General features: G+C 72.3%; 19 protein-coding genes and 1 pseudogene. 10 read left to right on the forward strand and 10 right to left on the reverse strand.

The features are described from left to right. Window positions 1–74: 74 nt before the first annotated feature. The 3 genes from chvE to ACFYXC_RS34325 form a co-directional block, all read right to left on the reverse strand. Complete coding sequence (chvE, locus tag ACFYXC_RS34315) at window positions 75–1,172, reverse strand: multiple monosaccharide ABC transporter substrate-binding protein (protein WP_389556174.1); 1,098 nt, start codon at window positions 1,170–1,172, stop codon at window positions 75–77. A gap of 638 nt (window positions 1,173–1,810) precedes the next feature. Then, window positions 1,811–2,005: a hypothetical protein gene (locus ACFYXC_RS34320; protein WP_389556176.1), complete on the reverse strand. Its 195-nt coding sequence runs from the start codon at window positions 2,003–2,005 to the stop codon at window positions 1,811–1,813. 59 nt (window positions 2,006–2,064) lie between these two features. After that, the gene (locus tag ACFYXC_RS34325; RefSeq protein WP_389556177.1) at window positions 2,065–3,282 is read right to left on the reverse strand and encodes an FAD-dependent monooxygenase; all 1,218 of its coding nucleotides are present in this window, start codon (window positions 3,280–3,282) and stop codon (window positions 2,065–2,067) included. Between the two features lie 178 nt (window positions 3,283–3,460). On the opposite strand from ACFYXC_RS34325, the gene ACFYXC_RS34330 reads away from it, so the two are divergent. Further along, on the forward strand, window positions 3,461–3,736 hold the full coding sequence (locus ACFYXC_RS34330) for a YkvA family protein (protein WP_388910701.1): 276 nt from the start codon (window positions 3,461–3,463) through the stop codon (window positions 3,734–3,736). Window positions 3,737–3,797: 61 nt separating this feature from the next. Next, window positions 3,798–4,544, forward strand: coding sequence for an MBL fold metallo-hydrolase (locus tag ACFYXC_RS34335; RefSeq protein WP_389556179.1), 747 nt, complete (start codon window positions 3,798–3,800; stop codon window positions 4,542–4,544). 199 nt (window positions 4,545–4,743) lie between these two features. Here the strand turns inward: ACFYXC_RS34335 and ACFYXC_RS34340 are convergent, their stop codons facing one another. Next, window positions 4,744–5,727: an aldo/keto reductase gene (locus ACFYXC_RS34340; RefSeq protein ID WP_388910695.1), complete on the reverse strand. Its 984-nt coding sequence runs from the start codon at window positions 5,725–5,727 to the stop codon at window positions 4,744–4,746. A gap of 227 nt (window positions 5,728–5,954) precedes the next feature. Between ACFYXC_RS34340 and ACFYXC_RS34345 the strand changes: the two genes are divergently transcribed. From ACFYXC_RS34345 to ACFYXC_RS34360, 4 genes are all read left to right on the forward strand, one after another. Further along, window positions 5,955–7,217 carry a serine hydrolase domain-containing protein gene (locus tag ACFYXC_RS34345; protein ID WP_389556181.1) on the forward strand — a complete coding sequence of 421 codons (1,263 nt, stop codon included), beginning with the start codon at window positions 5,955–5,957 and terminating at the stop codon, window positions 7,215–7,217. A 101-nt stretch (window positions 7,218–7,318) separates the two neighbouring features. Further along, window positions 7,319–8,833, forward strand: coding sequence for a CAP domain-containing protein (locus tag ACFYXC_RS34350; protein WP_389556183.1), 1,515 nt, complete (start codon window positions 7,319–7,321; stop codon window positions 8,831–8,833). 154 nt (window positions 8,834–8,987) lie between these two features. Next, window positions 8,988–10,007 (forward strand): cation diffusion facilitator family transporter, encoded by a 1,020-nt coding sequence (locus ACFYXC_RS34355; protein ID WP_389556185.1) that lies wholly within the window; start codon window positions 8,988–8,990, stop codon window positions 10,005–10,007. Between the two features lie 93 nt (window positions 10,008–10,100). Beyond that, window positions 10,101–10,538 carry a helix-turn-helix domain-containing protein gene (locus tag ACFYXC_RS34360; protein WP_389556186.1) on the forward strand — a complete coding sequence of 146 codons (438 nt, stop codon included), beginning with the start codon at window positions 10,101–10,103 and terminating at the stop codon, window positions 10,536–10,538. A 65-nt stretch (window positions 10,539–10,603) separates the two neighbouring features. Here ACFYXC_RS34360 and ACFYXC_RS34365 read toward each other — a convergent pair whose 3' ends face one another. From ACFYXC_RS34365 to ACFYXC_RS34380, 4 genes and pseudogenes are all read right to left on the reverse strand, one after another. Continuing rightward, complete coding sequence (locus tag ACFYXC_RS34365; protein ID WP_389556188.1) at window positions 10,604–11,209, reverse strand: ClpP family protease; 606 nt, start codon at window positions 11,207–11,209, stop codon at window positions 10,604–10,606. A 1-nt stretch (window position 11,210) separates the two neighbouring features. Further along, window positions 11,211–11,902, reverse strand: a pseudogene (locus tag ACFYXC_RS34370) (ATP-dependent Clp protease proteolytic subunit). 190 nt (window positions 11,903–12,092) lie between these two features. Beyond that, a complete protein-coding gene (locus ACFYXC_RS34375; protein WP_389556190.1) occupies window positions 12,093–12,830 on the reverse strand; it encodes a GntR family transcriptional regulator in 738 nt (245 codons plus the stop codon). Window positions 12,831–12,857: 27 nt separating this feature from the next. Beyond that, window positions 12,858–15,020: an alpha-N-acetylglucosaminidase gene (locus tag ACFYXC_RS34380; RefSeq protein WP_389556192.1), complete on the reverse strand. Its 2,163-nt coding sequence runs from the start codon at window positions 15,018–15,020 to the stop codon at window positions 12,858–12,860. A gap of 212 nt (window positions 15,021–15,232) precedes the next feature. Here ACFYXC_RS34380 and ACFYXC_RS34385 point away from each other — a divergent pair, with 212 nt between their 5' ends. Genes ACFYXC_RS34385 through ACFYXC_RS34400 form a run of 4 tightly spaced genes read left to right on the forward strand, consistent with a single transcriptional unit; the run spans window position 15,233 to window position 19,126 of the window. Further along, entirely contained in the window at window positions 15,233–15,967 is a 735-nt protein-coding gene (locus ACFYXC_RS34385; RefSeq protein WP_389556194.1) for a sugar isomerase domain-containing protein, read from the forward strand. A gap of 39 nt (window positions 15,968–16,006) precedes the next feature. Then, window positions 16,007–17,353: an extracellular solute-binding protein gene (locus ACFYXC_RS34390; RefSeq protein ID WP_388910664.1), complete on the forward strand. Its 1,347-nt coding sequence runs from the start codon at window positions 16,007–16,009 to the stop codon at window positions 17,351–17,353. Further along, window positions 17,343–18,302, forward strand: a complete 960-nt coding sequence (locus ACFYXC_RS34395; protein ID WP_389556197.1) for a carbohydrate ABC transporter permease — start codon at window positions 17,343–17,345, stop codon at window positions 18,300–18,302. Before ACFYXC_RS34390 ends, ACFYXC_RS34395 begins: the two co-directional genes overlap by 11 nt. Further along, window positions 18,299–19,126, forward strand: a complete 828-nt coding sequence (locus ACFYXC_RS34400) for a carbohydrate ABC transporter permease (RefSeq protein WP_388910657.1) — start codon at window positions 18,299–18,301, stop codon at window positions 19,124–19,126. The genes ACFYXC_RS34395 and ACFYXC_RS34400 overlap by 4 nt, the downstream gene beginning before the upstream one ends. Before the next feature lie 31 nt (window positions 19,127–19,157). Here the strand turns inward: ACFYXC_RS34400 and ACFYXC_RS34405 are convergent, their stop codons facing one another. After that, window positions 19,158–19,370, reverse strand: a complete 213-nt coding sequence (locus ACFYXC_RS34405; RefSeq protein WP_388910653.1) for a hypothetical protein — start codon at window positions 19,368–19,370, stop codon at window positions 19,158–19,160. 108 nt (window positions 19,371–19,478) lie between these two features. Continuing rightward, window positions 19,479–20,639: an ROK family protein gene (locus ACFYXC_RS34410; RefSeq protein ID WP_389556200.1), complete on the reverse strand. Its 1,161-nt coding sequence runs from the start codon at window positions 20,637–20,639 to the stop codon at window positions 19,479–19,481. Window positions 20,640–20,688 lie beyond the last annotated feature (49 nt).

A 20,688-nucleotide genomic window follows, 5' to 3' on the forward strand; every position in this document is an offset into this window, starting at 1 on the left:
TCCTCCGACGGCCACCCGCGCCCACGGGTGCGGGGCGGGGAGACGGCGCTCCCCGCCCCGCATCCGTGCACCGCCTACTTCAGGTCGCTCTTCTTTATGTAACCCGAGCCGACGAGCACCTGCTCGTAGTTGGCCTTGTCGACACTGACCGGCTCCAGGAGGTACGCGGGCACGACCTTCTTGCCGTTGTCGTACGTCCTGTTGTCGTTGAGGGCCGGCTTCTTCTTGTGGACCACGGAGTTGACCATGTACGCGGTGACCAGGGCCAGCTCACGGGTGTCCTTGTAGACGGTCTGCGACTGCTCGTCGTTCATGATCGACTTTACCGAGGGCACCTCGGCGTCCTGACCCGTGACGATGGGCAACGGCTTCTCCGCGGTGCCGTAGCCGTGCTTCTTGAGCGCGTTGATGATGCCGAGCGACATACCGTCGTACGGGGAGAGGACCGCGTCGATCTCCTGGTCGGCGTACTCCGAGTCGAGCAGCTCGTTCATGCGCTTCTCCGCGGTGGGGCCGTCCCAGCGCGGGGTGGTGATCTCCTTCATGTCGGTCTCCCCGGATCTGACGATCAGGTCACCGCTCTGGATGTACGGCTCCAGGACCTCCATGGAGGCTTCGTAGAAGTAGCGCGTGTTGTTGTCGTCGGGGGAACCCGCGAACAGCTCGACGGTGAACGGGCCCTTGCCGCTGCCGTTGACGAGTCCGAGACCCTCCGCGATGAAGTCGGCCTGCAGCGTGCCGACCTTCACGTTGTCGAAGGTCGCGTAGTAGTCGACGTTGGGCGAGCCGAGGATCAGCCGGTCGTAGGAGATCACCGGCACGTTGGCGGATTCGGCCTTCTCCAGGACGTCGGTGAACACCTTTCCGTCGACCGAGGCGATGACCAGGGCGTCGACACCACTGTCGATCATGGCCTCCACCTGCGCGACCTGGTTCTTCGGGTCGTTGTCGGCGTACTTGAGGGTGGTGGTGTAGCCGAACCCCTTGAGCTCGTCGACCATGTTCTGGCCGTCGTTGATCCACCGCTGGGACGTCTTGGTGGGCATGGCGATGCCCACGGACGCGGCCTTGCCGTCGCTGCCGGTGTCGGAGTCCCCACCACACGCGGTGAGAGAAATGGACAGGGCCGTCGAAATGGCCGCAGCTACGGTGGTGCGGGCGCGCATGCTCATCGTTCCTCACTGGATGAAAGGCAGTCGGTGGAATTCGGCGGCCGGCGGCGCACCGGGGGGTTCCGGTCCGGCCGGACCGGCAGATCGCGTGCCGAGTTCGAACCGAGGCTGCCCTGACGGGGGTTCGGGGCGTCGCACGCGAAGGACCGCACTGCGCGTACGGACCGGACGCGGACGCCTGGTTGATCGGTGCCCGGCCGCATGGAGCCTTCCGGGGTGGGCTGGGGTTCACCGGGTCGCGGTGAAGGTGGAGCGTCAAACCGGAGGGTATGTCTCTCGCGTCGGGGCCTTGCTGGACCCGCACACGAGCAGGCCGGGTTGACCGGCCCCCACGTGCGCGGACTCGAACGTGGGGTGCGCGGGGCAGCGTATCCCGGCGGAGACGCACCGTGACCCTCTTTTGTCACATTGGTTGCGCCGGCGCACGATCGGCTGTGTCGAGTGGGGTGACGCTTATGGCGTTTCCTGGATGATCCGGTGCCAACTGCCGTCCCCCGGTGACTGATTGCTCGTCCGCACGCGCACCGGCGCCACCCCTTGTTCGAGCGCCGCACGCGTCTCAGAGCCCCGCGTCTCAGAGCCCCGCGTCGCAGCACCCCTCGCGCCGCATCAGGCGCCCCACCTCCAGCCAGCCGTCCTCACCGGCCGCCCGCCGCGTGACGGACGAGGACGGCGTCCCAGGGCGGCATCACGGCGGTCACCCGGGGATCGTCGGCGGGCGCGGGGTCCGCGCCCAGGAGGGGTGCGGAGGAGAAGGGGGTGGCGACGAGACCGAAGCCGGCGCCCCGCGCGGTGCAGATCTCCAGCAACCATGACCCGGCACGCTCGCGCATCTCCCGGCCCGCGGGCAACAGCGCCGTTCCGGCCGGACGGGTGCCGGGCCGGCGTGGCGTCAGCCCCTCGTGCCGTGCAGGGTCCGTGCCACCTTCGGGCCCAGCCAGCGCTTGAGCCTGCGCAGCGACTCGACCCGGCCGGCCGCCCGGTCGATCCGGTAGTAGAGCTGCGGCGGCACGTACGGCAGCAGCGGGGAGTGCCGCTGGCCGAGGAGCGCGAACATCTGCGCCGGGGGCAGGGTGATGTACCGCGGCAGGTTCTCGTACCACAGGGCGCTGTGGCGGGCCGCGCTCTGCACGGGCAGCAGCTCGGACTTGCGTGTCCTCTCGTACGCGGCGAACGCCGGGGCGAGTTCGGCCGGCCCGTCCCCGGACCGCCTGCCGAGGGCGTCGGCCAGGGCGATGGCGTCCTCCAGCGCGAGGGTGGTGCCCGCCCCGATGGAGTAGTGCGTGGTGTGGGCGGCGTCGCCGAGCAGGACGACGTTGCCGTGGGACCAGGTGCGGTTGGTGAGGGTGCGGAAGTTCCGCCACTGGGCGCTGCCGCCCGCGGTCGCCCGGCCGATCAGCCGGTGGCCGTCCAGCACCTCGGCGAAGAGCCGTTCGAGGAGGGCGAGGCCCGCCGCCTCGTCGGCCCGGTCGAGGCCGAGGCCCGTCCAGGTCCGGGGCGAGCACTCGACGACACAGGTGCTGCGGTCCTCCCCGTACCCGTAGGCGTAGCACCAGATCCAACCGTGCGGGGTCTCCACGAAGGCGAAGGTGAACGCGTCGAAGACCTTCGTGGTGCCCAGCCAGATGTAGGTGTTGTGCCCGAGCGCGACCTCGGTGCCGAAATGGGCGGCGTGGCGCTCGCGCACCGTGCTGCGGACGCCGTCGCAGGCGACGACCAGGTCGGCGTCGGGCAGCGCGGCCCCGTCGGTGATCTCGTCCTCGAACTCGACGCGCACGCCCAGTGAGCGGGCCCGTTCCGCCAGGATGCCGAGCAGCCGACCGCGGCCGATGCCGAAGCCCTCGTCGCCGTGGTGCCTGGTCGTGCGGTCGCCGACGTGGGCGACGCCCTCGCTCCAGCGGACCGAGCTCTCCCGCACCGCACGCGCCGATTCGGGGTCGCCCGCCGCCAGCTTGTCGAGCAGGCTCCCCCAGTACGTCACGCCCCACCCGTAGGTCGAACCGGCCGGGTCGCGTTCATGGACGGTGATGTCGTGGCCAGGGTCCTGACGCTTCATCAGGATCGAGCAGTACAAGCCGGCGGGCCCACCGCCGACACAGGCGATCTTCAACGCGCATCCCACTGTTCCTCCGGACCACTCACTCCGGGTGGTCGACCGAGAGCACAGCGTAGGTGGGCGGCGAGCCGTGTTCCGGCGCACCGCGCCGCGTGTCGGACCGGTCCGGCGGTGAGGACGGGGCGAACCTGGGCATCCGTACAGCAGCACCGGTCGCGCCAGGGAAGGGCTCATGGACACCAACACGTGGATTCTGGTTCTCGTCGTCGCGGCCGTACTGGCGGTGGCACTCGGGGCGGCGGTCGTCCTCACCGTCCGGCTGGTCCGCACCCGGCGGAACCTGCGTAAGGCGGGGCTGCCGACCGGCCCCAAATGGGTCTTCTGGGGCGCGATCGCCTATGTCGTGCTGCCGACCGACCTGATGCCCGACCCGGCCTACTTCGACGACATCGCCGTACTGCTCCTGGCGCTGAGGTCGATGCGCGCCTCGTCGGACCCACTGCGCTGAGGCCCCCGCGGATCTGCTTGGCTGTGTCCGTCAGGCAAGGACCTCCAGGTTCGGAACGATCATGCAGGCAGACATCCGTCGGATCGCCGACGGCATCCATCTCGTGCACGGCAGCAACACCAACTGGGTGATACTCACCGACGGGGACGCCGTCACCCTCGTGGACACCGGCTACCCCGGCGACCGCGAGGCCCTGCTGGCGTCGCTCTCCGCCGTGGGCAGCGCGCCCGAGGCGGTCGCGGCCGTTCTCGTGACGCACGCCCACAACGACCACCTCGGTTCGGCCGGGTACCTCAGCAGCACCTACGGCACGCCGGTCTACGCCCATCGGGCCGAAGTCCCGCACGCGCGGCGGGACTTCCTCCACCAGGTGTCCGTCGGGCGGGTCCTGAGGAACGCCTGGCGGCCCGGGGTGGTGCCGTGGTCCCTGCACGCGCTGCGGTCCGGTGGCACCGCGCACGTCCCGGTGGCCGGGCCGCGGGAGTTCCCCGGCGAGGGGCCGCTGGACCTGCCCGGCCGTCCGGTCCCCGTGCACACCCCGGGGCACACGGACGGCCACTGCGCCTTCCATCTGCCGCAGGCGGGGGTGGTGATCTCGGGCGACGGGCTGGTCAGCGGCCATCCCACCGCACGGGTGAGGGGACCGCAGCTGCTGCCCGTCATGTTCGACCGGGACCGGGGGCGGGCGCTGGCCTCGCTGGACGTGTTCGAGGCGCTGTCGGGGGATGTGCTGGTGCCTGGGCATGGCCCGGTGCATCGGGGTTCCGTGCGGGAGGCTGCGCGGGTTGCGCGGGAGCGGGGTGTCTGAGCCTGGCCCGGCTCCGGGCCGGGGCCGGGGACCGCGCGGGTGCCCTCCCCTGCGGGCCGGTGGTGGCTTGGCGCGCAGTTCCCCGCGCCCCTGACGGGGCGTCGGGTGGGCGCCTCTAGGGGCGCGGGGAACTGCGCGCTCAGCCACCGGCGGGCCGCAGGGAGGAGTCATGGGGCATGGGGCATCGCCCCGGGGGCCGTCACCAGCGGGCGTGTACCTGGGGCTTGATGCGGCTGTCGTACAGGGACGCGATCGCCGACACGGTCTCCGGTGCGAGCGGCGCCAGCCGCCCCGCCGCCGCGTTGGCGCGGGCCTGCTCCGGGGAACGGGCGCCCGGGATGACCGTGGTCACGCCCGGCTGCTGGACGATCCAGGCCAGCGCCAGCTGCGCCGGGGTGACCCCCTCCGGAGCGAGCGCGGAGAACTCGGCCGCCGCCTCCACCCCGGTGGCGTAGTCCACGCCGGAGAAGGTCTCGCCCTGGTCGAACGCCTCCCCGTGACGGTTGAACGTCCGGTGGTCGTTCTCCGCGAACACCGTGTCCTTCGTGTACTTGCCGGACAGCAGCCCGGAAGCCAGCGGCACCCGGGCGATGATGCCCACCCCGGCCTCCCGCGCCGCGGGCAGCACCCGCTCCAGCGGCTTCATCCGGAACGGGTTGAGGATGATCTGCACACTCGCCACACCCGGACGGGCGATCGCGGTCAGCGCCTCGTCACACGTCTCGACGCTCACGCCGTACGCGGCGATGCGCTCCTCCTCGACCAGCGTGTCGAGCGCGTCGAACACCTCGTCCGACGCGTACACCGGCGTCGGCGGGCAGTGCAGCTGCACCAGGTCGACACGGTCGACGCCGAGGTTGCGGCGCGAGCGGTCGTTCCACGCCCGGAAGTTGTCCAGGACATAGTTCTCCGGGACCTGGTCGACCCGGCGGCCCATCTTCGTGGCGACCAGCACATGCAGGTCGGGCCGCCCGCGCAGGAAGGAGGCGATGGTCGCCTCGCTGCGCCCGTCGCCGTACACGTCGGCCGTGTCGAAGAACGTCACCCCCGACTCGGCGGCGGCCTCCAGAACCGCCAGCGCGTCCTTGTCGTCCACGTCGCCCCAGTCGGCACCGAGTTGCCAAGTGCCGAGTCCGACGACCGATGCGTGCTGTCCTGACCTGCTGAATTCGCGCTCGTCCATGGGGGTCAGTCTGGCACCCGGACGGCCCGGTGCCGTACGTCGCCCCCCGCGCGGCGGGTCCCCCCGGGCCACGACGTCACGCTGCCACCCGGGATTCGTCCCACCGGTGCAACCTGTCGGCGGTCCGGCGCGTAGATAGGGTGCCGATGCCGCGACCCGCGGCGCGGCGCGCACCAGGATCCGCTCGGCGGACGACGATGGGGAGAACGACACAGATGGTCTCAGGAATGACGGTCCGGGGTACGGCGGCGCTGGGGGCGGTCCTGCTGACCGTCCTGGCTGTTCCCGCGCACGCCGCGGCCGCGGCACCCGCCGACGTCGACAGCGGCGCCGTACAGGGGACTTCGAGGGTGGCCGAGGATCTCGCGGCGCCCGACGTCGCGGGGCTGCGCGCGGTGCTGCGGACGGCGCTGACGCAGGGGGCGCCCGGTGCCGTCGCCCGTGTCGACGACCAGGGCACCGTCCACGACGTGGCCGAGGGCGTCGCGGACAAGGCCACCGGGCGGGCCATCGACAACGCCGACCGCTTCCGCGTGGGCAGTGTCACCAAGAGCTTCTCCGCCGTGGTCCTGCTCCAGCTGGTCGACGAGGGCGTGCTCGGACTGGACACCCCCGTCAACACGTACCTTCCGGGGCTGCTGCCCGACGACCGCATCACGGTGCGTCATGTGCTGAGCCACCGCAGCGGCCTGTACGACTACACGAACAACATGTTCGCCAGTACGGTTCCGGGCTTCGAGGCCGTACGCAACAAGGTCTTCAGCTATCAGGAACTGATGACCCTGTCCCTGAAGCAGCCCCTCGGCAGCGCGCCGGGCGCCGCCTACGCGTACTCCAACACCAACTTCGTCGTCGCGGGCATGCTCATCGAGAAGCTCACCGGGACGTCCGTGCAGGCCGCCTACCGCAGCCGCATCATCGAGCCGCTCGGGCTCGCGGACACCTCCTACGTGCACCCGGCGACGGCGATCGACGGACGGCACGCCAACGGCTACCTCACGCCCGACGAGGCCGGTGCGCCGCTCGTCGACTCGACCGAGCAGACCGTGTCCTGGGCACAGAGCGCGGGCGCGGTCATCTCCAGCACCCGGGACCTGAACACGTTCTTCTCGGCGCTGCTCCGCGGCGAACTGACGTCGGCGGCGCAGCTCGCGCAGATGCAGCAGTGGGTGCCGGTGAACAGCACCCAGGGGTACGGGCTCGGTCTGCGCCGGCGTGACCTGTCGTGCGGGGTCTCGGTGTACGGCCACACGGGCACCGTGCAGGGCTACTACACGTACGCGTTCACGTCGAAGGACGGCGGGCGCAGTGTGACGGCGCTCGCCAACACGTCGAACAACGGCACCGTCCTGAACACGATGGCCCGCACGCTGGAGTCGGCGTTCTGCGGCAAGCCGGCGGCGGCCTCGAAGCGTGCCGTCGGTTCCGCCCGGGCCGAGGCGCCCGTGGAGCGGTACGAGGACATCGCCCCGGGCATCGCCCGCGACTGACCGGCGTCGGGTGCCCGGAACCCGCGCACACCCGTGGGGCGTTGTCCCGGCAACGCCCCACGGGGCGTACCCGATGATCCGGCACCCCGACGGGCGGCACGATGAGCGAGTTGGTTCCCGGTGGAAACCTGGCCCTGCCCCGGGGCGTCCTGACCCTGCGGGTGCCCGGCCCGTTCGATGTGTCGGCGCTCGTCACGGACGACAGCGGTACGGTGCGCGGCGACGGTGACTTCGTGTTCTACAACCAGCCGGCCGCCCCCGGCGCACGCCTCGGCGGGGAGACCCTCACGGTCGATCCGGTCGCGCTGCGGGACGGGGCGAGCCGCGTCACCGTCGTCGTCAGCCCCACCGAGCCGGACACCCCGCTGGGACGGCTGCCCGCGCCGTCCTTGCTGGTCACCGGCCCGGGCGGTCGTCTCCTGGCCCGCTTCACCCCGCCGCGTCCGCAGCGGGAGACCGTGCTGCTGCTCGCGGAGATCTACCGCCGCGGCCCCACCTGGAAGCTGCGCGCACTGGGCCAGGGCTACGCCGACGGTCTGGCGGGGATCGCACGGGACTTCGGCGTCGAGGTGAGCGAAGACACCGGCACGGGGCCGGGTGCGGGGCCAGTCCCCGGAGGTACCGGCCCCGGGGGTGCCGGCACGGCTCCTCGGAAGCCGGCCGTCCCGGCTCCCGTGTCCACCGGCCTCGGCCTGGCCCGCGGCGCCGCGCGCACCGCGCTCGGGCACCTCAGGGACGCCGGCGGCGCGCCGGCGGGGGGTTCCGGTGCGGCGGCGCCGGGCGGAGGGGCCCGAGCGGTACCCGCCGGTTCCGGCGGGCGTTCCGCGGGTGCCGGGTCCGTCGCCGACGGCTTCCTGCGGCGGGTGAACTCCGCGCGGGCCGCCGTCGGTTCACCGCCCGTCTCGTTCGACGGGCGGCTGGCCGAGGCGGCGCGGGCGCACGCCACGGGGATGGCGGCGCGCGGGAGCCTGGGCTCCGAGGGGGCGGACGGGATCTCCGTCCACCAGCGGGTCACCGCCGGGGGCTACGCCTATCTCACGATCGGCGAGCACCTCGTGTCGGGGCCGCGGGACGCGGCCGGGTTCGTGGAGTACTGCCTCGCGGACGAGCGGTCCCGGCGGACGGTGCAGGACCCGGCGTTCACCGAGGCCGGTGTGGCCTGCGTACCCGACAGCCGGTCCGGCACGCTCTACTGGACGGCGTTGTGGGCCAGACCCCTGACCCCCGCGGGGCTGGTGCGGACCGCCGCCGAGGTCCTCGCGCTCACCAACGCCGAGCGGGCCGCGGCCGGTCTGCCGCCGCTGGCCGAGGACCCCCTGCTCACCAGGGCGGCGCAGGCACACAGCGCGGACATGGTGACCCGCGCCTTCTACTCCCACACCTCCCCCGACGGCAGCGAGCCCTGGCACCGGGCCGCCGCCGCGGGCAGCACCCGCCGCACCATCGGCGAGAACATCGCCTGCGGCCAGCGTTCCCCCGCGGAGGTCGTGCGGGGCTGGATGGACAGTCCCGGCCACCGGGCCAACATCCTCAAGCCCGCCTTCACCCACCTGGGTGTCGGCTTCGCGGGCGGCGGCCCGGCGGGCACGTACTGGACGCAGTTGTTCGGCGGTTGAGCGGGGCCGCCTCGCACCCACATCATCGCCGCAGGTCAGGCGTGGGTTAACGATGATGACAACGGTCACCGGTGCAGCCTTTGCCGATCTCCGCGAGGTGCGCTTCACTGCGGGAGTCGGACACGGGTCGGACACCGGAGCGAGGGGGACACACATGACCAGCGCGCACCACGGCCACGAGCACGGGCCGGGCGGGCACGGGCCGGACGGGCACGCGGGGCACACGCACGGCGTCACCGCCGACGCGGACCGCCGCTGGCTCGCCATCGCGCTGGCGCTGATCGCCTCGTTCATGGCGATCGAGGTCGTCATCGGCGTGCTCGCGCGCTCGCTCGCCCTGATCTCCGACGCCGCGCACATGCTCACCGACGCCGTGTCCATCGTGCTGGCGCTCATCGCGATGCGGCTGGCCGAGCGTCCGGCCCGCGGCGGTTTCACGTACGGCCTGAAGCGGGCCGAGATCCTCTCCGCCCAGGCGAACGGGCTGACCCTGCTGCTGCTCGGCGTCTGGCTGGCGTACGAGGCCGTGCGGCGGCTGATCGACCCGCCCGAGGTGGAGGGCGGCCTCGTGCTCTGGACGGCCCTCGCGGGCATCGCCGTGAACGTGGCGGCCGCCTGGTGCATCTCCAGGGCCAACCGGACCTCGCTCAACGTCGAGGGCGCCTACCAGCACATCCTCAACGACCTGTTCGCGTTCGTCGGCACCGCGGTCGCCGGCCTCGTGGTGGTGCTGACCGGGTTCGCCCGGGCCGACGCGATCGCCACGCTGGTCGTCGTGGCACTTATGTTCAAGGCCGGCTACGGGCTCGTACGCGAGTCGGGGCGGATCTTCCTCGAAGCGGCGCCGGCGCATCTGGACCCGGACGCCATCGGGGACCGGCTGGCCGCGCACTCGTCGGTCGCCGAGGTGCACGACCTCCATGTGTGGACGATCACGTCGGGGCAGCCCGCGCTGTCCGCGCACGTCCTGGTCGAACCCGTCGCGGATTGCCACACGGTGCGCCGGGACCTGGAGAAGATCCTGCAGTGCGACTACGAGATCGGCCACACCACGCTGCAGGTCGACCACGCCCCCTCGACCGTTCTGGAGGTCCGCACCGGTGGCGGCGCCGACGACGCGCACTGCGAGGCCGCGCACGGTCCGGTGCACCGGGACGAACCGCACCTGCACTGAACCGGGTTCGCCGCGGACGGCCGGGGCCGTGATTCGCCGAGGGCAGAACGCGGTGACCTCCCCGAACCGGGCCGCGCTTCCTAGGGTGGAGTCGTGAGCAGCCACGCGTCGAACCGAGCCCGCGTCATTCCCCTGCGCCCCGTTCCGGCCGCCGAACCGGACGCGCCTCCCCGAGCCGCCGAACCGGCGGATCCGGCGGAACGGGCCCCCAGGGAGCCCTTGTGGCGGGACGTCGTGGGGGACGTCCTGCGGCGTGAGCGGCTCGCGCAGGAGCGGACGCTGAAGGATGTCGCCGAGGCGGCCCGTATCTCGATGCCGTACCTCTCCGAACTGGAGCGCGGCCGCAAGGAGGCGTCGTCCGAGGTCCTCGCGGCCGCCGCGCACGCGCTCGGGCTCGGCCTCGCCGATCTGCTGGCCCTGACCCACCGCCGGCTGGTGCGTCAGGGCCGGTCGCGGCCCCTCGGGTCCCACACCGCGACGCGGCGCACCGAGGCGAGCGCCCGGCCCGGCGACATCCGCCTCGCCGCCTGACGCCCCCTCGGTCCGCATCCCTTGGCCCACGCCCTCGGTCCGCGGCGCCGCCCGGGGCGTACCCCCTAGGCGGCGGCCGTCAGCCGACGGCTCAGCACCTCGTCGGCGAGGCCGTACGCCACCGGCTCCTGCGCGGTGAAGACCTTGTCGCGGTCCATGTCGGCGCGCAGGGTCTCCACCGAGTGGTGGGTGTGCAGTGACAGGACCTCCTCGACCTGGGAGCGGATCCGCAGCATCTCCTTGGCCTGGAGGCTCAGATCGGAGACGGTGCCCCGCGCGCCGCCGCTCGCGGGCTGGCCGAGCAGCACCCGCGCGTGTTCCAGGATGAAGCGCCGGCCGGGGTTCCCGCCCGCCAGGAGCACCGCCGCGGTCGAGGCGGCCTGGCCGACGCAGAACGTCGAGATGGGCGCGCTGACGAAGCTCATGGTGTCGTAGATCGCCATGAGTGAGGTGAAGGAGCCGCCGGGCGAGTTCAGGTAGATCGCGATCTCCCGCTCGGGTCCCGCCGACTCCAGGTGGAGCAGCTGGGCGATGACGACGTTGGCCACGCCGTCGTCGATCTCGGTGCCGAGGAAGATGATCCGCTCGGACAGCAGCCGGCTGTAGATGTCGTACGCGCGCTCGCCCTGCGGGGTGCGCTCGACGACGCTCGGGATCGTGTACTGGCTCATGTCAGAGTCCCATCCGTCGCTTCGAGGAGGCCGGGCGAACGTCGTCCAGGGCTGCGACGACCCGGTCGACCATGCCGTACTCCCGTGCCTGTTCGGCGGTGAACCAGCGGTCGCGGTCGCCGTCGCGGGAGATCGTCTCCGCGCTCTGGCGGTGTGTTCGGCGGTGATGCGCTCGATGGTCTCCTTGGTGAACTGGAGGTTCTCGGCCTGGATGGCGATGTCGGCGGTGGTGCCGCCGATGCCGGCCGAGGGCTGGTGCATCATGATCCGCGCGTTCGGGAGCGCGTAGCGCTTGCCGGGGGTGCCGACGGTGAGCAGGAACTGCCCCATGCTCGCGGCGAAGCCCATGGCGAGGGTGGACACGTCGTTCGGGACGAGCCGCATCGTGTCGTAGATGGCGAGGCCCGCGTGGACGGATCCGCCCGGGCTGTTGATGTAGAGGGCGATGTCGGTGCGCGGGTCCTCCGCGGAGAGCAGGAGCAGTTGCGCGCAGACGCGGTTCGCGGAGACCTCGTCGACCTGGGTGCCGAGGAACACGATGCGCTGGTTGAGGAGTTGGGCGGCGAGGTGGTCGTCGAACCGGGACGGCGGGGTGTCGCCGTCCTCGCCCCGTGGGGCCGGTGCGAGGGTCGCCCGGCCGGAGCCGGGCCAGGTCCTCGGCCCGGGGCCGGGTCCGGTGCTGGTGAGTGCCATCGCTCCTCCTGGTGGTGGCGCGGCACGGTGCGCCGCGGTGTCTCCACCCTCGGTCCGCGGGCGGCGGCGCGGAAGGAATCTCGGCCCGCAGCAGATTCGCCGACGGCAGAGCGGGCGCGCGGGACGGGTGCGGGCAGGACGGACTCGGCGCGGGACGGATTCCGGCAGGGCGCGGACTCGGGCGCGGGCGTTACTTCGTGACGACCAGCGAGAACTCGTACAGGTCGCCCCGGCACAGCGACTCGCCGTACTCCACGACGTGTCCCGTCTCGTCGAACGCCGTACGCCGGACCAGCAGGGCGGCGGAGCCCTCCTTGACTCCGAGGAGCTGGGCCTGGCGGCCGGTCACGTTCACCGCGCGGATCTGCTGTGTGGCGCGCACGACCCGGACGCCCTGGGTGATCTGGAGGGCCTCCGAGAGCGAGCCCGCGAGCAGTGACTCGTCCAGGTCGGGGAACCGCTCGGCGGAGAGGTAGACCGTCTCGATGCAGATGGGGAAGCCGTCGCCGAGGCGCAGCCGTTCGATGCGGTGCAGGGCCGTGCCGGGGTCGACGCCGAGGGCGGTGGCGTGGTGCAGGCCGGCCTCGACGCGTTCCGCGGAGAGGAGTTCCGCGCTCGGCCGGTAGCCGCGCGAGCGCAGGTCCTCGGAGAACGAGGTGAGCGTCGACGTCTTGGTGATCTGGGGGTGGGAGACGAACGTTCCCACCCCCCGCACACTGCGGACGAGGCCGTCCTCGCGCAGCGCCTGGAGCGCGCGCCGGGCGGTGGCCCTGCTGACGTCGTACCGCTCGGCGAGCTGCCGTTCGGTGGGCAGCGCCTCGTCGGGGCGCATCCCCGCGATGTCGGCCTGGAGCCGTCGCCGCAGCGCCTCGTGCTTGTAGGAGTCCGTCGCCGGGCCGTCGTCCGAGAGCCTGTCCTCGACCGTCACATTCACTCCGCGGTTCGCGCCTGTCCGCTACCGCCGGGCGGCGCGGTAGCGGGGCATCAGCGTACGCACCACGTCCAGGGTCTCTCCGGCGGTGTCCGGTCCCGGTGCCGTCGTCCTGCTCCGGCCGGCGGCCCACCGCTCCTCCTGGGCGAGCAGGGACGCCTCGAACTCCTCGGCCCGGTAGGGGGAGCCGGTCTCCATGGCCCGGGTGATGTGCTCGCACCAGCTGCGCCAGCGGGGCAGGTGGAAGGTGCGGACCAGGCCGGCCCAGTGGCGGCCCGAGTAGTCGTGCAGTGTGCTGCGGGTGTGGCCCCAGAGGGTGAGGAGGCGCCGCGCGCCGGCCTCGTACAGGTCGGCCTCGGCGGGGGTGGTGGCCCAGCCGCGCGCGTCGGCCAGCCAGGCGTCGAGCCGGTACTCGGGCCGGGTGGCCAGCAGCGTGTCGAGGTCCTCGACGGTGGCGAGCAGTTCGCCGGCGGCCCGGTGGAAGCGGTCGGCGTCCCGGGCCAGGGCCGCGTCCGCCGCCCGCCACTGCCGTTCGCACGCCACATGGGTGAGCACCTGCGCGGTGACGTCGCACAGGTCCCGGCCGAGCGGGCCGGCGCTGTCCTGGTCCGTCGCCTCGCCGGCCAGCAGTGTCCATGCCTCGGCCAGGCCGGGTGGCACGTCGGGGGACGGCGGGTCGGACAGGTGGACGGGGAGTTCGTGGCGCAGGTCGCCCCGCAGGGTGGGCCGGCCGATGACCACCGAGCCCGGCGGTCCGGGTCCCCGTGCCGTGTACACGCTGTCGTGCAGCAGTTCCCAGGCGCGCAGCAGCCCGGGGGTCGCCCGGCCGTACCTGGCCCGGGTCCATGTCCTGAGCCATGCCCGTACGTCGTCGACGGCGCCCTGCCAGGCGACGTCCGCGAGCAGCTCGTACAGGACCGGGTCGCCGCCGAACGCCTCCATGCTCGCGCCGATCCCGGACAGCGACCGGCCGCGGGCGTCGGCGGCCGCCCGGGCGGGGCCGGTGGCGATCTCGTCGAGTTTTCCGTAGAGGCCGGGCCGTCCGCCGAGGCTGTGCAGCATGCACCACACCCACGGTCTGCCCCGGTAGCCGTCGGTGCGCCGCCAGACCGGCCGGTGCTCGGCCCACAGGTCCAGGACGAGCAGGCCGTCGTCCGGGATGGCGTCGAGGAAGGCGCGGGTCCGTTCCGGGGTCCAGTAGCGGGAGCGGTAGGAGAAGGGCCATGCCTGGAGCACCCAGGTGGCCCGGTCGTCCACGGCGGTCAGCACGCCGTGCACCGCCCGTGCGACCCGGGCGAGGCCGGCGGGGTCGCTCACCGGGGGTGTCGTCTCGATGAACGGGTCGGCGGCGTAGAGGTGGTCGGTGCCGAACAGTTTGGTCTGTTCGGTGAGCAGGGCGGTGCCGAACTCCTCGAAGAGCGGGTCGCGCGGGTCCAGGACACCGACCTCGAAGTCCCACCAGGAGAGGGTGGTCGAGCGGGCGCCCCGGTCCGCGATCAGCTCGCGCGGGAGGTGTCCGGAGAAGCCCTGGAGGACCGGCCGCATGCCCAGGGCGCGTTCGCGGTCCAGGATGCGCAGGGCGAGGTCCACGTGTCCGTCGATCCAGCTCTGCGGCAGGGGGCCGCACCAGCCGTCGAGCGAGGCGAGCCAGTTCCACGGCAGGTAGGCCGGTCCGCCGAGGAAGCGCCGGGCGCCCTCGTCGTCGAGGCCGACGCGCAGCAGGGCCCGCTGCCAGGCCGCCTCCAGGCCGGTCATCGCCAGGGGGGTGGTCACTCCGTGCAGGGCCATCCAGTCGATGTGCCGCTCCCAGCGGGACCAGTCCCAGAACGCGGTGGTGTAGCCGAAGGTGCAGACGTTGAAGTGGTAGCGGTGGCGGTACGGGGAGGTCGTGCGGGCGGTGGTGCCGGTGTGCGGCAGCCGGTCCGGGAGGCGGGGGACGGGGGCGTCCCAGGTGACCTGCGTCCCGCAGGCGGTCCGCAGGTACCAGCGCAGCGCGGAGGCGACGGCGACGCCGCTGGAACCGCGCAGGGTCACGCCGCCCGGCCCGGCGTCGACCTCGTACCAGTCGGGTCCCGGGTCCCCGTGGACCACGTCGGCGGTGAACTCCGCGGCCCGCTCCCCCAGGAGGCGCCGGAGCAGCTGCCGGGCCGCCGGGTTGCCCGCGTCCCGTTCCTCAGCAGGTGTCATCGTCCGGACCGCTCCTGACGGGATCGACGCCGACCACGACTGTGGTACGTACCACGTAACCAGGGAAGGTAGGCGCGCGGCGCGAGGCGGTCAAGGGAAGTCGACCGACTTGACGGTGGGTTGACGGCGGGGCTGGGCATCCCCGAACCGCTCTGGTACGGTCCACAGCCACGTCAGCGGCTCCGTTCGACACCTGGGGTGGTCTCGACACGATGAACGCCGATCTCGTCTACTTCGCAGCCCTCCAGGAGAACCTCACCGCGCTGGCCGACGCCGAGCGGCCGGCGATCGAGCGTGCCGCCCGGGCCGTCGCGGACAGCGTCGCCGCCGGGGGCGTCGTCCACTACTTCGGCAGCGGCCACTCCCAGCTCGTCGCCGTCGAGCCGCTGCAGCGTGCCGGTGGTCTCGCTCCGGTGAACGTCATCGCGGACCCGGCGCTCTCACCCGTCGCCCCGCGCCACGCGGGCGCGGCCGAACGGGTCACCGGCTATGCAGCGGTGGTCCTGCGTACCGCGGACATCAGGGCGGGCGAGGTGGTGGTCGTGATCTCCAACTCGGGGATCAACCCGGTGCCCGTCGAATTCGCGCTCGGTGCGCGGGAGTCGGGCGCGACCGTGGTCGCCGTCACCAGCCGGGCCCACTCCCTGGCCGCCGAGTCGCGGCACTGCGGCGGGCTGCGCCTGCTCGACGTCGCCGACATCGTCATCGACACCCACGGCAGTCCGGGCGACACGGTGGTGCCCCTGGGCGACCTGGCCGTGGGGGCGCTGTCGACCGTGCTGGGGGCGGCCCTCGTCAACGCGCTGACCTGCCGGGCGGCCGAACTGCTCGCCGAACACCACGGGCAGGTCCCGCCGTTGATCGTCAGCCAGAACACGGACGGCGACGCCGAGCGCCACAACAGCGCGTTGCTGAAGCGGTTCGCGGACCGTTGTCCCAGGGGCTGACGGAGTCGTCCGCCCGACGGGACCACGCAAAGGAGGCCGATGATGGACAGCTCACACCGGGTGCGCCGCCGCGTCGCCGCGACGGTCTGCGCCCTCGCCCTGGTGCTCCCGCTCGCCGCGTGCGAGGCGCTCACCCCGGGCAGTTCGACGGCGGCGCCCGGCCCCACCGGCGTGCCGTCCTCGACCGCCGTGCCGGACGGGGACATCACCCTGCGCCTGCAGTTCGCCGACGCGCCCCTGATGGTCGACGCGCTGATCGCGGCGTTCGAGGAGAGACACCCCGACATCGGGGTGGAGCCGCAGTACAAGACGTTCTCGGACTACGTCCAGAACCTCAAGCTGACCATGACCTCCGACACCGCGCCCGACATCGCGCAGTACGCGGTCGGTATGACCGACCTGGCGGCGGACGGCCACGTCCTCGACCTGGCGGCCTACCGGGAGGCGTACGGCTGGGACGAGGCCGTCCCCCCGGTCAGCCTCGACCAGCTCACCGCGGGGCGGACCAGCGAGGCCACCGGCGGGCGGGCCCTGTTCGGCGTCCCCGCCGGCCTGTCCATGACGGGCATCTACTACAACAAGAAGCTCGCCGAGCGGGCCGGGATCGACGGCCCGCCGAGGACGCTGGCCCAGTTCGAGGAGCAGCTCGCCGCGGCGAAGGACGCGGACCTGACCCCGCTGGCCGTCGGCGCGCTCGACTCCGGCGGCCTGCACCTGTGGGCCGCCCTGCTCAACCAGCTGATGCCCACGGACGAGTACTGGGACTGGGTGAACGGCAGGAAGGGCGCCACGATGGAGAACCCCGCGGCGACCGAGGCCAGTGAACTCATGGTCGAGTGGGGCCGCAAGGGCTACTACGACGAGTCGGCGAACGGCACCGCGCAGGTCGACTCGACCGCCCGGTTCGCCAAGGGCGACAGCGTCTTCCTCATCAACGGCAACTGGGCCGCCGGTCAGTTGGCGACCGTCATGGGGGACGACGTGGGCTTCTTCCCGATGCCCGGGGTGCGGGCCGGCTCCCCCACGGTGGCGTCCGGGTTCAGTGTCTCGTACGCCGTGTCGTCCGCGACCGAACACCCCGAGGCGGCGGGCGCGTTCCTCGATTTCCTGACCTCTCCCGAGGCGGGCCAGATCATCGGCGACAACGGTTTCCTGCCGCCCAACCCCGAGGCCGTGAAGAAGCCGGCGGGCGTGCTCGCGGACATCGCGGAGGGCCACCGGCGGGCCGTCGCCGACGACGGGATCACCACGTTCCCCGACTTCGCCGCGCCCGCGATGCTCGACCGGCTTCGCTCCGGCGTCCAGAAGCTCATCGCCGACCGCACGGGGCCCGCGGACTACCTCGACTCACTTCAGGACGAGTGGGAGGACCATCATGGCGAGTAGCCCGCCGGTCCCCGGCCGGGAGGTCCACACGGGGGAGGTCCACGCGCGGCGGATCCGCGGGCGGCCGGCCCTGCGGCGGCAGGTCCGGGGACCGAGCCGGTGGCGCGGGTACGTGTACGTCCTGCCCGCCCTCGCCGTCTACGTCGCGTTCGCGGTGCTGCCCGCCCTGCACACGGCGTACCTGTCGCTGTTCGAGTGGGACGGCGTCACGCTCGGCGACTGGGTCGGCCTCGGCAACTACGCGGAGATCTTCCAGGATCCGATCCTGCGCCGCTCGGTGTTCAACGCCCTGGTCCTCGTGGTGTTCTTCTCCTTCGTGCCCATCGTCCTCGGCCTGCTGTCCACCGGCCTCCTGGCCCGTCACCGGCGGCCCGGCATGGGGGCGTACCGCTTCCTGTTCATGCTGCCGCAGGTGGTGCCGCTCGTCGCGGTCGGCGTGACCTGGCGCTGGCTGTACGGGGACGACGGGGTGGTCAACCAGGCGTTCCGCGCGGTGGGGCTCGACGGCGCGACCCGTGCGTGGCTGGGTGACTTCGGTGTCGCGCTGATCGCCGTGGGGCTGGTCGGCACCTGGGTGCTGAGCGGCCTGTGCATGATGCTCTTCCTCAGCGGCGTGCAGAAGGTGGACCCCAGCCTGTACGAGGCTGCCCGGATCGACGGCGCCGGGCCGGTCCGCGAGTTCGTCTCCGTGACGCTGCCGCACCTGCGCGGTGAGCTGGCCGTCGCCATGACCGTCACGACGGTGGCCGCGCTGGCCAGCTTCGACATCGTGTACGTGACGACGAACGGCGGCCCCGGTGAGCAGACGACGGTCCCCGGCCTGCTCGTGTACCGGCTGGCGTTCTCCGAGGGCAAGGTGGGGCTCGCCGCGGCCCTGGCCGTCGTGCTGGGCGTCCTGATACTCGCGATCGTCTACCTCATCAACCGTCTGTCGAGGTCCGAGACATGAACACCGTCGCGCGCTCGGAACGCTGGTCCGGCTACGCGCTGCTGACCGTCATGGCCATCGCCGTCGTGATCCCGTTCCTCAGTGTCTTCCTCGCCTCGCTGCAGCCCGCGGGCACCCCGGTGGTGGGTCTGACCTGGCCGGAGCGGTGGAGCTGGGACAACTACGAGACGGCCTGGTCGGTGGCCGGGTTCTCCGACCTCATCCGGCACAGCCTCGTCATCGCGGTGGGGGTGGTCCCCGCCTGCCTGGTCCTCGCCGCGCTGGCGGGCTACGCGCTGGGCACCATGCGGCTCCCCGGCGGCAACGCGGTGGCGGCGTTCTTCGTCGCCGGGCTCACGATCCCGGTGGAGCTGATCGTGGTGCCCCTCTACTTCGACCTGCGGGGCCTCGGTCTGACCAACTCGTACCTGGGCGTGATCCTCGTGGAGATCGCGCTGTTCATGCCGTTCAGCGTGTTCTGGATGCGCACCCACTTCCGGTCGACGCCCACGTCGCTGGTGGAGGCGGCGCGGATCGACGGAGCCTCGCCTGCCACGATCCTGGTACGGATCCTGCTGCCGCTGGCCCGCCCGTCTCTGATGACGCTCGGCCTGCTCGTGTTCATGTGGTCGTGGAACCAGTTCCTGCTGGTGCTGGTCCTCATCCAGGACACCACCAAGCACACGGCGCCCGCGGGTCTCGGCTTCTTCGTCGGCCAGAACAGCACGGACATCCCCACACTGGCGGCGGGGACGATCATCGTGATGCTGCCGATCCTGATCCTCTTCGTCGTCTTCCAGCGCAGCTTCGTCGCGGGCCTGCTCCAGGGGGCGATGAAGGGCTGATCGGGCGGAGGGGAGGGACGGGCCGTGCGGGTCAGGCCGCCTGCGAGGAGTCCGGGTGCGTGCGGGGCCGGGGCGCGGCCGAGGCCCATTCGAGGACCAGGCGTTGGTACTGGCGCCGCTGCTCACCGCTCAGTGTTCCGCCGGCCCGGAGCCACAGGGCCCGGATCTCTTCGTTGACCTCGGCGGCTGATCGTTGCGTGGCTCCTGGCGCACGGCGGTGAGTGGTGGACATACCGTGAATCATACGGGGCCCCGCGTGAAGACCATGTGAGTTGACGCTGTGATCCGTACCGCCTTCGACCGCCCCCGGCGCCGGATCGGGGGACGCCCCCAAGCGGATCCGGAGACGGCCTCAAGCGGTTCCGGAACCCAGCACCAGCACCTGGATGGCCAGGACGGCGCCGCCCCGCGCCCAGTCGTGGAAGTCGGACACCTTGGTCTCCAGGTTCACCGGATCGGCCTGAGGGTGGCGGTGGGCGAGGACGGTCTGCTCGACCACCGGGCCGGCGACGTCGACCAGGCCGACGCCCTCTCCGGCGAGGAGGATCTTCTCGGGCACGGCGAAGTTGGCGATCTGCGCGACGAGGGTGCCCAGGGCGCGGGCCGCCTCGTCGATGACGCGGGCGGCCATCGGTTCGCCCTCGGCGGCCAGCGCGAGGATCTCCTCGTACGAGACGTCCCGGCCGGTGGCGGCCCGGACCTGATAGCGGATGCTCGGGATGGTGAGCAGCGAGATGGCGCTGCCACGCCCGCCCTCGGGGGTGAGCGGGCCGTTCGGGTTCACGATCCAGAAGCGGCCGACCCCCCGCCCGTCCTCGGCCGTCACGACCCGCCTGCCACCGCTGACCAGGCCGTAGCCGAGGCCCGCGCCGATGGTGAGGACCGCGAACCGGTCGAGGCCGCGGCCCGCGCCGAACCAGCTCTCCGCCTCGACGAGCGCGTTGACGTCGTTCTCCACGACGACGGGCAGGTGGGTGCGCTCCTCCAGGAGCCGTGCCAGGGGGACGTCGTGCCAGCCGAGGAACGCAGACTCGTCGACGACGGAGCGGTCCGAGGCGCGGCCGCCCAGTCCGATGCCGATCCCGGCGAGGTCGGGGAAGGTGCGGGCGAACTCCCGCGTGGCCGCGTGCAGCACGTCCACGACGTGCTGCGGATCATGGCTGGAGAGCGGCAGGTCGTGGCGGGCCACGATGTCGCTCCTGAGCGTCGTGACGACGCCGTAGACCATGTCCTCGGTGATCTTGAAGCCGACGAAGGTGCGGGATTCGGCGACGATGTCGAGGGGCTGGGAGGGGCGGCCCTGCCGCGCCCCGGGGAGTGCGCCGCCCTCGGCGACCTCGACCAGCAGCCCCGACTCGGTGAGCGGTTTGGTGAGCCGGGTCAGGCTGCCCGCGGACAGGTCGAGCCGCCGGGCGAGGTCGCTGCGCGACAGGGGGCCGTGGGTGAGCACCTCGATGGCGACGGAGCGTTCACCGGGGCTGAGCGGCAGCCAGCTGGCGGCGCGTGCGGTCATACCGATCCCTTGCGTCATTTCTTTTGGCACTGAAGTAATGCCCTCACCC

It is taken from the genome of Streptomyces sp. NPDC002701, assembly GCF_042889045.1.
Taxonomy (GTDB): Bacteria; Actinomycetota; Actinomycetes; order Streptomycetales; family Streptomycetaceae; genus Streptomyces.

Coding starts and splice junctions, on each gene's coding strand:
- ACFYXC_RS34350 (WP_389556183.1), top strand. CDS start 7,319: ATGAGCGAGTTGGTTCCCGGTGGAAACCTGGCCCTGCCCCGGGGCGTC.
- chvE (WP_389556174.1), bottom strand. CDS start 1,172: ATGAGCATGCGCGCCCGCACCACCGTAGCTGCGGCCATTTCGACGGCC.
- ACFYXC_RS34390 (WP_388910664.1), top strand. CDS start 16,007: ATGATGGACAGCTCACACCGGGTGCGCCGCCGCGTCGCCGCGACGGTC.
- ACFYXC_RS34400 (WP_388910657.1), top strand. CDS start 18,299: ATGAACACCGTCGCGCGCTCGGAACGCTGGTCCGGCTACGCGCTGCTG.
- ACFYXC_RS34380 (WP_389556192.1), bottom strand. CDS start 15,020: ATGACACCTGCTGAGGAACGGGACGCGGGCAACCCGGCGGCCCGGCAG.
- ACFYXC_RS34395 (WP_389556197.1), top strand. CDS start 17,343: ATGGCGAGTAGCCCGCCGGTCCCCGGCCGGGAGGTCCACACGGGGGAG.
- ACFYXC_RS34385 (WP_389556194.1), top strand. CDS start 15,233: ATGAACGCCGATCTCGTCTACTTCGCAGCCCTCCAGGAGAACCTCACC.
- ACFYXC_RS34405 (WP_388910653.1), bottom strand. CDS start 19,370: ATGATTCACGGTATGTCCACCACTCACCGCCGTGCGCCAGGAGCCACG.
- ACFYXC_RS34410 (WP_389556200.1), bottom strand. CDS start 20,639: ATGACCGCACGCGCCGCCAGCTGGCTGCCGCTCAGCCCCGGTGAACGC.
- ACFYXC_RS34365 (WP_389556188.1), bottom strand. CDS start 11,209: ATGAGCCAGTACACGATCCCGAGCGTCGTCGAGCGCACCCCGCAGGGC.
- ACFYXC_RS34355 (WP_389556185.1), top strand. CDS start 8,988: ATGACCAGCGCGCACCACGGCCACGAGCACGGGCCGGGCGGGCACGGG.
- ACFYXC_RS34340 (WP_388910695.1), bottom strand. CDS start 5,727: ATGGACGAGCGCGAATTCAGCAGGTCAGGACAGCACGCATCGGTCGTC.
- ACFYXC_RS34330 (WP_388910701.1), top strand. CDS start 3,461: ATGGACACCAACACGTGGATTCTGGTTCTCGTCGTCGCGGCCGTACTG.
- ACFYXC_RS34335 (WP_389556179.1), top strand. CDS start 3,798: ATGCAGGCAGACATCCGTCGGATCGCCGACGGCATCCATCTCGTGCAC.
- ACFYXC_RS34320 (WP_389556176.1), bottom strand. CDS start 2,005: ATGCGCGAGCGTGCCGGGTCATGGTTGCTGGAGATCTGCACCGCGCGG.
- ACFYXC_RS34345 (WP_389556181.1), top strand. CDS start 5,955: ATGACGGTCCGGGGTACGGCGGCGCTGGGGGCGGTCCTGCTGACCGTC.